The organism is Trichococcus flocculiformis (assembly GCF_963662535.1).
In the GTDB taxonomy this organism is placed as follows: domain Bacteria; phylum Bacillota; class Bacilli; order Lactobacillales; family Aerococcaceae; genus Trichococcus; species Trichococcus flocculiformis.
On sequence record NZ_OY759718.1, the window covers coordinates 1,948,965 to 1,965,931 of the forward strand.

13 protein-coding genes are annotated in these 16,967 nt (G+C 45.6%); 1 reads left to right on the plus strand and 12 read right to left on the minus strand.

Annotated elements, in window-relative coordinates:
• Positions 1-48 precede the first annotated feature (48 nt).
• The 3 genes from ACKPCD_RS09240 to ACKPCD_RS09250 form a co-directional block, all read right to left on the minus strand.
• Positions 49-1,824 (minus strand): ABC transporter ATP-binding protein, encoded by a 1,776-nt coding sequence (locus ACKPCD_RS09240; protein WP_276641983.1) that lies wholly within the window; start codon positions 1,822-1,824, stop codon positions 49-51.
• Complete coding sequence (locus tag ACKPCD_RS09245) at positions 1,821-3,575, minus strand: ABC transporter ATP-binding protein (protein ID WP_321433028.1); 1,755 nt, start codon at positions 3,573-3,575, stop codon at positions 1,821-1,823. The genes ACKPCD_RS09240 and ACKPCD_RS09245 overlap by 4 nt, the downstream gene beginning before the upstream one ends.
• A gap of 86 nt (positions 3,576-3,661) precedes the next feature.
• Positions 3,662-3,892, minus strand: a complete 231-nt coding sequence (locus tag ACKPCD_RS09250; protein ID WP_068559628.1) for a YneF family protein — start codon at positions 3,890-3,892, stop codon at positions 3,662-3,664.
• Between the two features lie 244 nt (positions 3,893-4,136).
• Here ACKPCD_RS09250 and lexA point away from each other — a divergent pair, with 244 nt between their 5' ends.
• Positions 4,137-4,760, plus strand: a complete 624-nt coding sequence (lexA, locus tag ACKPCD_RS09255; RefSeq protein ID WP_068559629.1) for a transcriptional repressor LexA — start codon at positions 4,137-4,139, stop codon at positions 4,758-4,760.
• Positions 4,761-4,841: 81 nt separating this feature from the next.
• On the opposite strand, the gene ACKPCD_RS09260 is transcribed toward lexA, so the two are convergent.
• The 9 genes from ACKPCD_RS09260 to recO all read right to left on the minus strand — a co-directional run bounded on the left by ACKPCD_RS09260 (position 4,842) and on the right by recO (position 16,889).
• Positions 4,842-5,354, minus strand: coding sequence for an adenine phosphoribosyltransferase (locus tag ACKPCD_RS09260; RefSeq protein ID WP_068559630.1), 513 nt, complete (start codon positions 5,352-5,354; stop codon positions 4,842-4,844).
• Between the two features lie 17 nt (positions 5,355-5,371).
• Positions 5,372-7,702 (minus strand): single-stranded-DNA-specific exonuclease RecJ, encoded by a 2,331-nt coding sequence (recJ, locus tag ACKPCD_RS09265; RefSeq protein ID WP_321433029.1) that lies wholly within the window; start codon positions 7,700-7,702, stop codon positions 5,372-5,374.
• A 139-nt stretch (positions 7,703-7,841) separates the two neighbouring features.
• Positions 7,842-8,252, minus strand: coding sequence for a LapA family protein (locus tag ACKPCD_RS09270; RefSeq protein WP_068559634.1), 411 nt, complete (start codon positions 8,250-8,252; stop codon positions 7,842-7,844).
• A 118-nt stretch (positions 8,253-8,370) separates the two neighbouring features.
• A complete protein-coding gene (gene rnz, locus ACKPCD_RS09275; RefSeq protein WP_086988042.1) occupies positions 8,371-9,300 on the minus strand; it encodes a ribonuclease Z in 930 nt (309 codons plus the stop codon).
• 2 nt (positions 9,301-9,302) lie between these two features.
• A complete protein-coding gene (locus ACKPCD_RS09280; RefSeq protein WP_321433030.1) occupies positions 9,303-11,162 on the minus strand; it encodes an acyltransferase family protein in 1,860 nt (619 codons plus the stop codon).
• 38 nt (positions 11,163-11,200) lie between these two features.
• Positions 11,201-12,508 carry a GTPase ObgE gene (gene obgE / locus ACKPCD_RS09285; protein WP_086988044.1) on the minus strand — a complete coding sequence of 436 codons (1,308 nt, stop codon included), beginning with the start codon at positions 12,506-12,508 and terminating at the stop codon, positions 11,201-11,203.
• A 291-nt stretch (positions 12,509-12,799) separates the two neighbouring features.
• Entirely contained in the window at positions 12,800-14,863 is a 2,064-nt protein-coding gene (gene glyS, locus ACKPCD_RS09290; protein ID WP_321433031.1) for a glycine--tRNA ligase subunit beta, read from the minus strand.
• Between the two features lie 4 nt (positions 14,864-14,867).
• Positions 14,868-15,779 (minus strand): glycine--tRNA ligase subunit alpha, encoded by a 912-nt coding sequence (glyQ, locus tag ACKPCD_RS09295; protein ID WP_068559829.1) that lies wholly within the window; start codon positions 15,777-15,779, stop codon positions 14,868-14,870.
• Positions 15,780-16,049: 270 nt separating this feature from the next.
• Positions 16,050-16,889: a DNA repair protein RecO gene (gene recO / locus ACKPCD_RS09300; RefSeq protein WP_288925163.1), complete on the minus strand. Its 840-nt coding sequence runs from the start codon at positions 16,887-16,889 to the stop codon at positions 16,050-16,052.
• Between the last annotated feature and the right edge of the window lie 78 nt (positions 16,890-16,967).

Genomic DNA, 16,967 nt, shown 5'->3' on the forward strand with positions numbered 1-16,967 from the left:
CGGAAAATTTCCGGTGCTGTTTTTTGGCATTGCTGCCGATTCGTTTGGTCAATCGTTCATTGACTGGAGCATGTACATGTCATAATAGGTTCCCCGCTTGGCGATCAGTTCTTCATGTGTGCCTCTTTCGATGACGCGCCCTTTGTCCAGCACTAGGATCAGGTGAGCATCCCTGATGGTCGACAAACGATGTGCGATCGCAATCGTTGTTCGGCCTTCACGCATCTTGCGCATGCTTTCTTGGATCAACAGCTCCGTTTCGGTGTCGATATTGGCTGTTGCCTCATCGAGGATGAGCACTTTTGGATCCCGTAAAATCGTACGGGCAAACGAAATCAATTGCCGCTCGCCGCTTGAATAGCTGGCTCCTCGTTCAATCACTTTTGCGTGGTAACCTCCGGGAAGCGACTCTATGAATGAATCGGCATGCACAAACGCAGCCGCAGCCTCTATATCCCGATCGGTGTAGTCCTTATTCATCAATCGGATATTATGCGAGATATCCCCGTAAAAAAGGAAAGAATCTTGAAGGACCAAACCTATTTTCGAACGAATTTCCTCGATTGGATATGCCTTTATCGATTTCCCATCAATCAAAATATCGCCCTTCTCGAATTCGTAAAAACGCAGCAACACATTGATGATCGAGCTTTTACCGCTGCCGGTATGCCCGACCAACGCTACCGTTTCACCCGGATTGGCTGTAAAGCTGATGCCTTTCAGCACATCCTGTTTCCCGTCATAAGAGAAAGATACATCTTTAAATTCGATTCTGCCCTGACTGATCTCCAATTCCGAATCTGCGGGTTGATTTGGCGCCAATTCGGCGTTATCCAATACACTCAGGACCCTGGAACTGGAGACGATACCGTCCTGAAGGGCGCTGAGGTTGTCCATCATCATTCCCATAGGACGGAAGAAATTTTGGATATAGGTAGTGAATGCATAGATGACCCCCAACTCCACAACGCCGTTCAAAGTCTGGTAGCCAAATAACCAAAGGACAATCGCCAAAGCAATTGCCTGCAATAGGTTGACGACCGGCATCAACATCAAAGCATTCATCTGGACCATCGCTACGCGACCTTTACTGTAATCATCATTGATTGCATCAAATTCTGCGCGCAGACGTTTTTCTTGGCGGAACTGCTGAATGATTGCCATACCGGAAATGGATTCATTTAATTTCGTATTCAGCTGGCTCAGTCTTTCACGCATCGTCCGGTAAACACGTGTGCTGTATTTTTGATAATACCAAATCAGACCTGCCATTATCGGGACAAAAACGATGAAGAGCAAGGAAATCTGCTTGTCCAATGTCCACATGGCGATGAACACGGTAATGATGCTGAAAATCCCTTCTGCCAAAGCCAAAAACACATTCCAGAATTCTTTGATGGTTTCTGTGTCATTGGTGACGCGAGACACAATCGAACCAGCTGGAGTTGTATCATAATAACGCATCCCCAATTGATTGATTTTACGGAAAACAGCATTTCGGATATTCTCGACAGTTTGTTCGGATGCCATGCTGAATATATAACGCTGCAGATAAGTGACTAACATCTTCAGCAGTATGGATCCCAGATAGGCCATCGCAAAAAACAGACTGATATTGGTCGTGACATCGCCCACAGCCAGATAATCATCCATATAAATTTGGATGATTCGCGGGGCCACAACATTCACCAACGATAACGCGATACTGAAAAGCAAGGCGATGAAAAATTGATAACGAAAAGGATGGGCAAATCGGAAAATTCTTTTGATTACCCGTAGCTGTTCCTTCAATGGGATTGTCTTAGACCATGCTGATCCACTCATGCTTCATCCTTCCCTTCCAATTTTGTTTCGAGTTGTTGTTTCTCATACATTCTTCGGTACCACCCGTTCAATTCCATTAACTCATGATGAGTCCCGCGTTCGACGATGCGTCCTTCATCAAGAACGATGATTTCATTCGCATGCATCACACTGCTGATCCGATGGGCTGCGATGATTGTTGTCTGATCGACTCGTTGTTGCTTGAGTCCCGTCAAGATTGCTTCTTCGGTTTTCGCGTCCACAGCAGATAAAGAATCATCCAAAATAAGCAGTTCTGGTTCGGTGACTAAGGCTCGCGCAATCGCTATCCGTTGTTTTTGCCCACCTGACAGAGAAACACCTCTCTCGCCGACCATCGTATCGTATCCAGCGGGGAAGCCAAGGATATCATGATGAATGGCCGTCAAGCGCGCTGCCTCCTCCACCTTTTGCTGGCTGATGGATGGATCAGCGAAACGGATATTTTCCCTGACGTCAGAAGAAAACAGAAAGTTGTCTTGGGGAACGTAACCGATTCCGCTCAGCAATGCATCCAATGAATAATCGCGAATATCGATCCCATTGTAGTTGATGCTGCCTGTATATTGGTCATACTCACGCAACAGCAGACGGAAAATCGTACTTTTGCCCGATCCAGTTCTGCCGACAATCCCTAACGTTTGCCCCCGCTTTAAATGGAAGGTGACATCATGGAGGCTAATTTCTTTGCTGTTTGGATAGTTGAATGAGGATACCTGAAAATCCAAATCGCCTGAAACCACAGTCCGGATGGCATTTTTCTGCTCCTGGATCGTTGATTTTTCCTTCAGAAGCTCATCAATCCTGCTATAACTGGCACTGCCTCGCTCAAGTACATTGAAAAGCCTACCCACTGCCAACATTGGCCACGCCATCATTCCGATGTAACTGATGAACGAAACCAACTGACCGATACTGATGCTGCCTTCCACGACAAAGCGACCTCCGAATATGATTGTCAGCGCAAATGAAAGTCCTAAAATAAGTTGGATAGCTGGATCAAATAAGGCATCAACCAGATAGACAGATTTATTTTTTGCAACGACATCTTTTGTCATTGCTTCGAAATCACGAATATCCTCTTCTTCTTCACCAAAAGTTTTGATGACTTTGACGCCGGATACGCTCTCTTGCGTTTTGTCATTCAAACTCGAGAAAGCGGCCTGTGCTTTGCGGAATCGTTTATGCATCTTTTGTCCGAGGATTCGTGACACCAACGTCAAAGCCGGCAATGGGATCATAGCAATGAGCGTCAAACGCCAATCGATCAAGAAGAACATCGTAAAGAGCGTGATCCCGCCTGAAGAAATTGAATCTGCCAATGTCAGGATACCTGCGCCGGCGACCATGCGGATGGCATTCAAATCATTCGTCGCATGCGCCATCAGATCGCCTGTCCTGTACTTTTGGAAGAAGACAGCATCCATTTCGGTGAAATGCTTGAACAATCTTGACCGAAGTATCTTTTCCAGTTCTGCTGAAGTTCCCCAAATCTTCATCCTCCAAATATAACGGAAGAGGTACTGCAGCACGCCCGCTATCAATATGATCACTGTCCACTTCCACAAAGAAGCCATCGTTAACGTGCCAAGTGCAATTTCATCGATAATGATTCCGACGATGCGCGGCGATACAACCTGAAGTATCGCCACAATGATCAGGAAAAAGACGCCCACAAAATAGGCTTTCCATTCCTGACGAAAAAACCAACTCAATTTTTTGAAAATACTCACGGATATTTCCCCTTTCTTGCGTTTATTCAGACAAAATAAAAATGTGGAACCGTAAAGATCCACATTTTGTATATTATTTCATTAGTCTATTTCTTTTTCTTTGTTGATTGTGCTTTCATCGAAGCCATAATTTGTTTAACTTTTCTTTCGGATGGTTTTTGACCCATCTGCATCATCATAGAACGCAACATTTCTTCATTGATCGGTGGATTTTCTTCAAAATATTTTACCATATAACGTCTTGCAAGGAAAAATCCGCCAACCGCTCCTATTACTATTCCTAAAATAACCATCATTACCCATGCTGTTGTTGACACGTATTCATCCCCCTTTCCAAAGCATTCATTCATTAATTGTACTAAAGATTATGAGAAAAAGAAATAGCAATCACGGATAAATTTAGCGATTTTTGGAAAACGCTTCAACATTTGCTGTATTTGTGGCAATACTAGGCATATTCTAACATAATTTTCAAAGAACATGCGAACATCTGTTTGATTTTTTGAGGGATTAATGGTATCCTAAACGATATAAATATAGGATTACGGAGATGATGATCTCATGGTTAAAAATAAAGATTCACGCCAAATTGAAGTGCTTCAATACATTTATGAAGAAGTCCAGGAAAAGGGCTACCCGCCGACCGTAAGGGAAATCGGAAATGCGGTAAAACTGTCATCTACATCTACGGTTCATGGCCATCTGTCGCGTCTTGAAAAAAATGGTTTTATCCAGCGGGATCCTACAAAACCCCGTGCGATAGAATTGACCCAAGCAGGTCTGGACAAATTGGGGATCCTATCAGATAAAATGCCGTTGTTGGGTACTGTCACAGCCGGAGCGCCCATACTTGCCGTAGAAGAAGCAACCGACTATTTCCCGGTTCCCCCGGATCTGCAATCCAATGCGGGATCTTTATTCATGTTGAAAATCCGCGGAGAAAGCATGATCGATGCCGGCATCTTCGATGGCGACTCCGTCATTGTCAGAAAACAGAACACGGCTGAAAACGGAGATATCGTCATAGCCATGACGGACGATGATGAAGCGACCTGCAAACGTTTCTACAAAGAAAATAACTACTATCGTCTGCAACCTGAAAATTCGAGCATGGATCCGATCATCCTGGATTCTGTCCTCATCCTGGGTAAAGTAGTCGGCCTGTACCGGAACCACATCATTTAAAGAACAGTCCTCCAACTGACGCAAAAAGGCTGCCAACCGGCAGCCTTTTTGCGTGTCTATGCTTATTTAGGATTACTTCTCTTAGTATTCCATCAGCGTGAAGATGTCATACCCTTGGATCAGATCTCTGCCCTTTAAATCCAGCAACTCGATCAAGAACGCCAAGCCCACAACTTCTCCGCCTAATTTTTCAACCAATTCTATAGTCGCGGCTGTAGTGCCGCCAGTAGCCAACAAATCATCACAGACCAGCACTTTATCGCCAGGCAAGATGGCATCTTGATGCAGTTGCAATGTCGCTTTCCCGTATTCCAGCCCGTAGGATACTTCAACTGTTTCGCGGGGCAATTTGCCTTTTTTGCGGGCCATCGCGAATCCGCAGCCTAATTCCACAGCCACAGGGCAACCGACCATGAAGCCACGCGCTTCAGGTCCGACTACTTTATCAACATTCAAGTCTTGAGCATATTTCACGATTTCCTTGATTGAATAACGATAGGCTTCGCCATTTGCCATCAAAGGGGAAATATCGCGGAAAATGATGCCTTGTTCCGGAAAATCTTTTACGTCAGCAATATATTTTTTTAAATCCATTTTTATGTTCCTCCTAATTATTGAACCATCATCTGTTCATTCAACCATTTTGTCAGTTGCGAAAACGGGCTGTAGATGAATATTTTTTCAGCTTCCATTTTCTGCAGGCGATCTTTGTATACTTGTGTATCAGCCAAAGCCCTTTTGACGGGATTCTTGACCTCATTGATGAAACCATTGTCTATTGTAACAAATCCCGCCTCCAAAAACACTTGAATCATGAAAATGGCAAGATTTTTCTTGATTTTTAAATATTCTGCCAAAGCATCTAATCGATTTCTCACGTCGATATCCTTATGCGAACGGATATACTGGTAAAATTTTGCAAACTGGTCTTTAGGAGGAACGCCATCTGCGTATACGCCATTCGATTCATGAGAGACGACATACACATTTTCGAACTGATTACTCTTCAGGAGATTCGCCAAAAGGTTCAGCTTCAAAGGACATTCGAAGAGCACGAGATTCTTGGCGCTGACGGCCTGCAAGGCATCCACTGTATTGTCTGTGAGCAAGGCCGCATTCGAACTGCTTGGAATACGCTCATAAAATTGTTTCATGATGTTGGAAGTCGAAAATAGATACAAGGCATCTTCCACAGCCAATACCGATTCTTGGATGACCGAACTCCTTTTGTCAAAAAACTGAACATGTTTATTTTTAATGTCCCTCAACTGCAGTTGAGGCTTCGCGCTGTCCCGCCAAACATTAATTGAAAGCTCGCCGATTAGGGAAACGACATCCGCCTCATTCAAATGATTGCTGATGCTCCCCTTATTGAAGCCGATCACATCCAGAAAGAGCTCCTTATCCTTAAGCTTGAACTTTAGATGCTTGTTGTCGGCACCGATTTGTCTGATGTCTGTCAAAGGTACATTTTGGAAGCCGAATATCGGCTTCGGATTGTCGGTACCATATGGTTTCAGCAACTCCAATTCCTTCAAAAACGGCAAGGTGACGTCAGCAAGCGGCAAGATGGCGTCTATATAAATGGATTCGCCCAGCACGATTGCATCATGATAGCGAGCAGCATAGTTGTTGATCTTTTCAGAGAAAGCGGCTAAATCAGCAGCAGGAAGACTCATGCCTGCTGCCATTTTGTGCCCACCGAACTTCGTAAGCGAATCCTTTGCATCTGCCAATGCAGCATAAATGTCCAACGCCTCGGTGCTGCGGGCTGACCCTTTCGCGATACCGGTTTTTTCGTCGATATTAAATAATACGGTTGGCCGTCCAAATTCCTCGACCAATTTGCTTGCCACGATTCCGAGAACGCCCTGATGCCAATTCTTGTGGCCTAACACAACAACGTCCGGCAAATTTTCATTCTTCGCCAATTGGATACGGGCTTCTTCATGGATGGACTGAACTATGTTTTGTCTCTCGACGTTTTTTTCCTGAATATAGGCAACCAATTCAGCAATTTTTTCTTCGTCGAATGACAGCATCAATTCAGCGCCCGGACCCGCATCTTCCAATCGACCGACTGCATTCAAACGTGGTCCGATGATGAAACCGATGCTCTCTTCGTCCAAAACAGCCGTATCTATTCCAGCGGCTTCCATCAATGCAGCCAACCCGAGCCGATGCGCTTGTTTCATGACTTGTAGTCCTTGTTTCACGATCCAGCGATTTTCGCCTGTCAAACTAACAAGGTCCGCAACAGTGCCGATAGCAGCCAGGTCAAGTGATTCAAAGGGCATTTCCCCCAGAAGGGCCGCCGCGATTTTTAGGGCGACGCCAGCTCCGGAAAGATCCGGGAAAGGATAGGACCCGGCAGGATGTTTCGGGTGGATGACAGCATATGCATCAGGTAAGACAGCCGGCAATTCATGGTGATCGGAAACAATGACGTCTACCCCCATTTTTTTTGCCATCGCTATTGGTTCGTGACCGGAAACTCCGTTATCGCAAGTCAGGATCAGTTGCGCCCCGTTTTCGATCAGTTTTTTGAATGCGGCGGCATTTGGGCCGTAACCATCCGTGAAGCGATTCGGCAAATAATAACCGACATTGCCTCCCAACACTTCAATGGTTTCCACGAGTATGCAAGTACTTGTGATGCCATCCGCATCGTAATCACCATAAACAACGATTTCTTCCCCTGATTCAATAGCTTCAGTCAAACGATGGACGGCTTTATCCATATCGTGCAGCAAATATGGATCATGGAATTCCATTTGGGTCCCTTCGACGAATGCTGTGATTTGTTCCTTTGTTTCAAGTCCGCGCTGCATGCACAGTAGGACGAACTTTTCTGATAAGCCCGTAGCCTGACTGATTCCCAGGCTTATAGATGCATCAATTTCTGATTTGCGTATTTTCCAATTCATCTTTGACGATAACAATTTACCGACTCCTTACTTTGTAAACTATATAGAAGCACTGCAGCCCCCTTAACCGAAAAAAGACTAGAAGCTAAACCCGTTCTAGTCTTTTCTTTCTAACTTGAAGTAGCCATCAAATGAATCTCCAGCTCTGTTTTTATCAAATTTTGCTCGGTTGATCTGGGTTACCAACAGTCAGCTTTTTTATCAACTCTTCTTCAAGCGAATTGATTTTGCTGTCTTTCTGGGATAACTGCATCCGCAGATCGCTCAGTTGCTGTTCGTATCCGGCTTTTGCAGTATCTACGGCTGTTTGGATCTCTTTGCTTTTTGCGTCGACTTCGGCACGCATCTGTTTGAACTCTTTGTTCTTCTTCGTCGCACTCCCTGTCGCAACCAATAAAGTGATGAGCGAGCCCATCAGAAGTGAAACAAGAATGACGATGATCAGAGGTCCATCCAAGACGGCGAACCCAAAATTGACCGGCACAGAATCAACGTTAAAAACGGCAAACAACACAATGATGATGATCAAAATAATACCTGCTACTAATCTCCATTGATTTTTCATTATAATCGCCCCACTCATTTTGATGTTTACACACTCTTATTATCATCTTTTTGCCGATGCATCGTCAACTTACAACCCTTGAGAACAATAGTGAGTATGTTCTCAAGGGTTCCGGCAATCATTTCATCAGAGCAATGTCGAACTCGTCATAGTCATTGACAAGTTTTGTATTCTGAAAGACTTTACGGGCATCCCGCTGCAGCTGATGCGCATTGCCGTTCAAGTAACGCGCACTGATGTGGGTCAAATAAAGTTGCTTTACGTTTGCTTCTTTTGCTACATTAGCGGCATCGATGCACGTTGAGTGGAAATAATCAGAAGCTATCGCTTGGTCTTCTTTCCCAAAGGTACTCTCATGAACCAACACATCGGCATCTCTGGCTAAAACGACTGTATTTTTCGTTCTTCTTGTGTCGCCTAAAATCGTTACGACGCGTCCTTTAGTTGTTTTTCCAATAAAGTCCAGTCCGTTGATGGTTCTTCCGTCAGGCAAAACAACAGTCTCGCCGTTCTTGAGTTTTCCATAGAGCGGTCCTGCGGGAACATCCATCTCTTTGAGTTTATCGGCCTGCAATTCTCCTGGATAGTCTGCTTCTTCAACACGGTATCCATACGAAATGATACCATGATTCAGCTTTGCACAACTGACGCGAAATTGCTCATCTTCAAACACAACGCCATCTTCCGTTATTTCGTGGAAAAAGATCGGATAGCGCAAGTGCGACTGGGATATACGCAGACTGGTCAAAACAAATTCCTTTATTCCGACAGGGCCATAAATGTTCAAGGGAGTATTGCCGCCTTGAAAAGCCCTACTGCTCAAAAAGCCAGGCAGTCCGAATATATGATCTCCATGCAGATGGGTGATGAAGATTTTTTCCACTTTCCTGGGTCGGATAGTTGTTTTGAGTACACGCTGCTGTGTACCCTCCCCGCAGTCAAAAAGCCAGATGGCATTGCGTTCATCCAACAGCTTCAATGCTATACTGGAAAGATTTCTGCTGGTGGAAGGAACACCTGCTCCTGTGCCTAAAAATTGAATTTTCATAATCAATTGCTCCCATTTTCATCATTTAATTCTTGATAGATTTGCTCTGCCACAAAAAGGGCTAATTGTTGAGCGCCAGTCGGATTCGGATGGACTTGGTCCTCCAGAAGCCAATCGCCATGCCCGCTGCTGTAGGCATTCCAATCCAGAAGATGGACATTGGAATGCGTGCTTTCGGCAAGTTCCAATTGCTCATTCACGCTGTCCTTCCAGATTCTCGGAACATTCGTGGTGAGAAAAAACAAATCCTTGGATGTCCCGATTTCCTCTATGAAGCGTTCTATTTGCGTACGGGTGAAAGTCCCGTTGGAACCAAGAAAGACAACAACCGTATCATGTAATTGCTCCCGTTTTTTTAAATCAGCAATCACCTCAGTAGTTTGGTAAAGCTGTCTGCTGACTGCACCTTCGACAACTGCCCGACCAAAAATTGTAACCAGCTGATCCGAAACCGAGAGCAACACAGAGTCGCCTATGAAGGTAATATCAGCATCATGGGCAAATAAAACTACCTCTCGTTCCAGCCCTTCAATATTGTTGATGGCCCTGCTGCGGGCGGAAGCATCACGATTGATTTCTTCCATCTTACTCTGGCTGGCTGCGATCTGCTCTCGCAATTCCTGCACATCGGCATTTTCGCCGGATTTTGCCTGGACCAAACCAGTCAGTGCAATCAGCAGCAGGCAAACACTGCCGGTTGCAAAGATTTTTTCCGAAAAATACCCGGTGAAACCGAGGGATCCTGAAAGTTTTCTTTTGGAAAAAGTATCCCCAAGACGCCAAGACGGCCCAAACGGTATTTTCCGCCGCTCTTTTTCGAATAGTTGGTAACCTATTTCGGAAAGACAGAGGATGAGTACCAGTTGGATCAAAACATGGCGACCGGGATCAACGCTTGTATCAACTACTTTTGCTTGATAAAGGGAAACGACCGGATAGTACCACAGATACAACAGGAAACTCCGCCTGCCGATCCACTGAAACGGCTTGAACCGCAGTATTTTTGAAATGAAATTTGCCGGATGTGCTGTTAAGACAACCGCAATGCCGATCATGACACTGTTGAGGAACATCCCGCCTCTGTAAGTGAATGCCTGACTATCCAACATGCTGCTGAACATGACGCCGAGAACAGCGTAGCTCAATAATCCGGCGAGCGTCAATCTTCGACCAATCTGCTTCGGCACCGGTTCGTCCAGCCTCTCCAACGGCCAGACAACCGAAAGCGCGCTGCCGATCATAAACGAAAATAAACGCGTATCCGTCCCGTAATAAACGCGTGAAGCGTCCTCTCCAGGTACGTACAACATCCCCATCGCAAGAGCAGAAACCAAAGAAAGTAAGACCGCTGTGTAGAGGATTATCCGTTTATCTTTGTACAACGCCAACAGCAACAACACAACCAGTGGCCAGATGATATAGAATTGGCTTATGACCGAAAGAAACCAGAGATGCATGAACGGTGACTGCACATAGAATTGTTCAAAATAAGAAGCTCCAACAGAAATTTGCCACCAGTTATTGAACATCCCTAATGAAGAAAGGATCCATGGCCGTAAATTCAGTAAGAGTCCTCTTTGGAACAAAGTGATATATGCGGTCACTACTATCATCATCGATAGCAACGGAAAGAAAAGCTTGTGGAACCTTCTGGACAAATAGCTCTTGTAAGCCAGTTTGCCCTTTTCGCTGTATTCTTTGATCACCGACGCTGTAACGAAAAATCCGGTCAGGATGAAAAAAATGTTAACTGCTAAGTAGCCACCGGGCAAAACATGAGGCATCAAATGATAGAAAATGATGGCAATAATCGCAAGCGCCCGCATCCCATCCAATGGAACGGAACGTTTTTGTACTGTCACGATAATTATCCCCCATTTATTGATACTGATGTTACTTTTTAATCGACGAACTCAAAATGGTAAGTCATGATGCGGACCATGTCGCCGTCTTTCGCTCCCTTGGCCCTCAGTTTTTCATCCACACCCATTTGGCGCAGTTGACGCGCGAAACGCATGATGCTTTCGTCATGAGCAAAATTGGTCATGTTGAATAATTTTTCCAGTCTTTCGCCACCCAAAACCCATGTGGAATCAGGATCGCGTCCGATAGTGAATTGTTCTTGATTTTCTTCGAATTTGTAAAGGACGGATGATTCGACTTCTTCTTCGTCGAATAATGGGAACTCCGGCGTTTCTTTCAGAACTTCTGCAGTGTAGTCCAACAATTCGGCTACGCCGGTCGTTGACCAAGCTGAAATCGGGAAAATTCTTGGCGCTTCGTCTTCGCCGAATTTTTCGGCGATTTTCTGTTTGAAGACTTCAAGATTTTCTTCCGCCTCCGCCACGTCCATTTTGTTGGCTACGATGACTGTCGGTCTTTCCAGCAAACGCAATTGGTAACTTTCCAATTCCTTATTGATTTTTTCATAGTCATCGAAAGGATCTCTGCCTTCCGTGCCGCCCATATCAATGACATGCAGAATGACTCTTGTGCGCTCGATGTGGCGCAAAAATTGGATCCCCAGACCTACGCCTTGGGACGCGCCCTCGATCAATCCAGGTAAATCGGCCATGACAAACTCTTCTCCACTGCGGGTTTGTACCATACCTAAATTGGGCACGAGCGTAGTGAAGTGATAAGCTGCGATTTTTGGTTTCGCTTTTGACACAATCGACAGCAATGTCGATTTACCGACTGACGGGAAGCCCACTAAACCGACGTCCGCGATGACTTTCAGCTCAAGCTCCAACTCCAGCTCTTGCCCGGGTTCACCATTTTCGGCGATTTCGGGTGCAGGGTTTCTCGCAGTGGCAAAACGGTTATTCCCGCGTCCGCCACGTCCACCTCTTGCGACTACAGCCTGTTGGCCAGCTTCAGTCAGATCAGCGATGAGTTCTTTTGTTTCCGCATTGCGCACAATCGTACCCGGCGGCACCCTGACTATCGTGTCTTTTGCTCCACGGCCGAACATACTCTTACTCATGCCGTTTTCACCGGGCTTGCCCCTGAAATTGCGGTTATAACGGAAATCCAACAACGTGCGCAGGCCTGGATCCACTTCGAAAATGATGCTTCCCCCACGACCGCCGTCGCCACCTGCAGGCCCCCCATCGGGAACATACTTTTCGCGACGGAAAGCTACCATACCATCGCCGCCTTTACCGGCTTTTACATGCACTTTTGCATGATCTAAAAACATTGACATCTTTTTTCCCCCTTGGAAAACTGTTCGGCACTCTATATGCCGAACAAAATGATTCGATTGGCCCAACATTTCCAAATGCGCTTCCGCAGACAAAAAGTAGGACCGTTATCTTTAACAAATAATTTGCGCTTCTTTTTTCTGAACCGCTCATTCTTCCCTCTTAATTTACCATATTAACCAAAAAACGAAAAGAAAATACAGTATGGGAGGTATTGATCCCGCCAGCGCTCGGCGAAAAACAAAATGATGGAGTCGGGAGTAAACAATGTTAGCCCCGCCTCCATCACTTCACTATTTAAGGATCAATTTTCTGACATCAGCAAACTGCATAATGCTCAACGTCAGGTTTCCGAGCGTGTTCAAACGGTTACTGCGGATCGCAATATCCTCGACCATTACCATGTTTTCATCGAAATAAGCTTCAATGTATGGCGCAATCGCAGCCAAGGCCGCATAATCCGCTTCCGGATCGCCGTGTGAAAGAGCCAAATCGAGATGGTTAATCTGTACGTACAGATTCTTTTCGCTGGCTGTTTCAAGAAGATCTTTCTGAACAGGAATCGATTCATCAGGATTCCCGGAAATGTTTACGACACGCGCAAGAGCTTCCATGATCGCCTTGAACGATGCCTCTTCACTGTGCGCCTGCAATACTTTTGCGTTTGCAAACAAAATGTTGACATCTTGTTCTCCGGATTGCAACACAGCTTCCACTATATCATATCGGATGCCGTAGTTTTGAAGTTTCTGTTGGATACGGGCTTTTGCAAAAACAGCAAGTTCATTCATTGTTTTGGAGAACGATTCTGTATCTTCAACCGCATACACCTCTACCAACAAGCTGGAGAGCAACTCTTCCAATGAAAACGACCATTGGTATTTTTCGATGATCTGAATGACCCCGATCATTTGACGGCGCAAAGCATAAGGATCATTCGATCCCGTCGGAACCATTCCTTGCAAGAAGAAGCTGATGATGCTGTCCAATTTGTCCGCCATCGCCAAAACTGCTCCGACTTGGGTCTCCGGCAATGCACCTTCACTGGACACAGGGAGATAGTGTTCGCGGATTGCGGTCGCTACTGCTGCGGTTTCGCCTTGTTGTAGCGCATAGACTTCACCCATGATCCCTTGCAATTCCGTAAATTCGGAAACCATATTGGTTACCAAATCAAATTTATAGATGGAAGCCGCACGTAACAATTGCGTTTTGTCATCCTCTGCCAAATCAAGCAAATCAGCAAGGTGAGCAGCAATTTTAGCTGTGTTGTCCATCTTATCATGAATGGACCCGATTTTCGAATGGAATGTGACTTTTTTTAATTTTTCGACCGACTGCGCAATAGTGATGCGTTGATCTTCGTTGAAGAAGAATAAGCCATCCTCAAGTCGTGCTGTCAGGACCTTTTCATTTCCTTTCTTAACGTTATCGATGAATGCGCCATTCCCGTTGCGTACGGATATGAAGTACGGCAACAGTTTCCCGGATTTATCCTTCACTTCGAAATAGCGTTGGTGGTCCTTCATCGATGTGATCAATACATCTGCCGGCAACGTCAAATATTTGCTGTCGTATTCCCCGAAAAAGGCAGTCGGGTATTCGACCAATGATGTAACTTCTTCCAACAAGGTTTCATCGTTAGGGATGATCCAGCCGTTTTCAGATTCAATCTGCTGGAATTGGGCACGGATCATGTTTTTTCTTTTGTCCTGGTCGGCGATGACGTGTTGTTCCGCTAATTTTTCTGCGTACTCACTTGCATGCGCAAGCATCACTTCTTTGCCCAAGAAACGATGTCCGCGCGTGGTCCGGCCTGAAACGACATCCAAAACTTGGAATGGGATGATTTCATCGTCAGCAAGGGCCGCAATCCAATGGATCGGTCGGATGTATTTGAAGTGATGGTTGCCCCAGTGCATCGAAACAGGGAAAGTCATCGACTCAACAACTGTGTTCAATTCCTTCAGGACTTCTGAGGAAGCTTGTCCGCTCGTTTCCTTCTTGACGAACACATACTCTACACCATTCAGTTCATCAAAGAAGATATCTTCAGGCGTCAATCCTTGCCCGCGGACAAAACCTAGTGCAGCTTTTGACCAGCTGCCGTCCGCCTGCAAAGCGATTTTTTTTGCGGGTCCTTTGACGATTTCAGCCAAATCCGCCTGTTTATCACTCACTCCGCTGGCGATGACCGCCAATCGTCTCGGTGTTGCATACATTTCGATTGCATCAAAGCTGATGCGGTTATCTTCCAAAAAAGCAATCATCTTTTCTTTCAGTTGGATACTGCTGCTGCGCACATATTTCGCAGGCATTTCTTCCAGTCCGATTTCTAATAATACAGTTTGACTCATCAATTTAGTCCTCCTTCAGGGCAAGTTCTTTTTGATCATCCGAAAGCAAAGGGAAACCCAATTCTTTTCTCTTTTGGACAAAAGCTTTCGCCAATTGGCGTGCCATATTGCGGATCCGCGCGAGATAACCTGCGCGGTCTGTAGCAGAAATGACCCCTCTTGCATCCAACAGATTAAAGGCATGCGAACTCTTCAGGACATAGTCATACGCCGGATGCACAAGACCATTTTCGATCTGTTTTGTCGCTTCTGCTTCAAACGAATCGAACAGTTGGAACAATAAATCAACGTTGCTCTCCTCAAACGAATATTTGGAATGTTCATATTCCGGCTGGCCGAAGATTTCGCCATATTTCACGCCCTCTGTCCATTCAAGATCGTAGACACTGTTCACATCCTGGATATAAGAAGCCAAGCGCTCCAGCCCATAAGTGATTTCGCTCGTGACAGGACTGCATTCCAAACCGCCCACTTGCTGGAAATAGGTGAACTGGGTTACTTCCATCCCGTCCAACCAGACTTCCCAGCCCAAGCCTGCGCAACCCAATGAAGGGTTTTCCCAGTTGTCTTCTACAAAGCGGATATCGTGTTCGATCGGATCGATGCCCAGCACCTTCAGACTTTCCAGATAGAGTTCCTGGATATTATCCGGTGATGGCTTCATGACCACCTGGAATTGGTGATGCTGGTACAGGCGGTTGGGATTCTCACCATAACGGCCGTCAGCAGGACGACGTGAAGGCTCCACGTAAGCGGCATTCCATGGTTCTGGTCCGATTGCGCGCAAGAAAGTGTACGGGCTCATTGTTCCGGCACCCTTCTCCGTATCATAGGACTGCATCAATAGGCAGCCTTGATCTGCCCAAAAATTTTGTAGCGCTTGAATCATTTTTTGCACAGTTAATTTGTTTTCCATCATAATTCTCCTCCACTTGAAATAATACATAAAAAAAGTCCCTATGCATCAAGTTTCCTTGAAACATAGGGACGAATATTTTCGCGGTTCCACCCTAATTCCGGCTGATGCCGGCACTTCGTTACAGGACTCGGATACGCCTTTCCGCAATAGTCTCCCGCTTTGGCTCACACTATCCCAAATTCGCTTTTCGGTACTGACCAGAGGTACTTTTATCTTCAACGTCCAGTATTTAGTTATCCTCAATATTAGCCTTGTTTATGCAGATTGTCAAGAATTACTTGGATCGGACTGTACGCTTTCGTTCGGCTTGTTTGGCTCCGGTTCGGTAGCGGAACGGAACGGGATTTCAACCTTTGTCTCCCAAGCGTACATCTGATCGATGAAGCTCTTGCTTTTCAGGCGGATCCCGACATATTCTTCATATAATTCGTCGATGAAGGCTCTGAGCGCCTGTTTTGTCTCCGGTTTTATTTTTATGTTCCCGACTTGCTTGGGCGTTACCAATTGGAAAATACGGGCAAAATGGACAGCCGCAGGGCTTGCATGTGATCTTCTGGGATCCTCACCGTAATGTTTCTGGCATAGCGCTCCGGAATATTTGACCGAAAAATCGAATGGTTCCTGTTTGCTGTGACAGACAACGCATTCCTGCAGTTGCGGAGCTGCTCCGAAATATTTCAATACCCGCATCTCGAAAATGTTCACTATGACTTCCGCATCCATCCCGTTCTGCATGGCGACCAGAGATTCCTCGAGCAGATCGTAGAGGTCGGCTGCCTTGATGGCATCATTAATGGCCGCATCGGCTAAGTTGTTCAAATAAGTCGCATAGGCATTCAGGTGGATGTCCGTTTGCATGTTGGAAAAATGGGAGATATCGCGACTATCCTGAAGGAAGCTGAGTCCGTCATCTTTGATGCGGCCAAGATAGGTCGCTTTCGTGAATGGCAGCAACGCTGCTTTCAGGGAATGGTTCGGATTTTTGATGTTCTTTACAAAAAACATCCGTTTTCCATGTTCACGCGTAAATATTTTTACCAAAGCATCCTTTTCCCTGTGTTTTCGGATCGATAAGACGATGCCATCAAATTGCTGATATGTCTCCATGTCGCATCCTTTCAAAAACAGAAGAGCCCGGAAGGCAACCTCCCAAACTCTTTCTGATTGCTATACGAGTACCTTTAG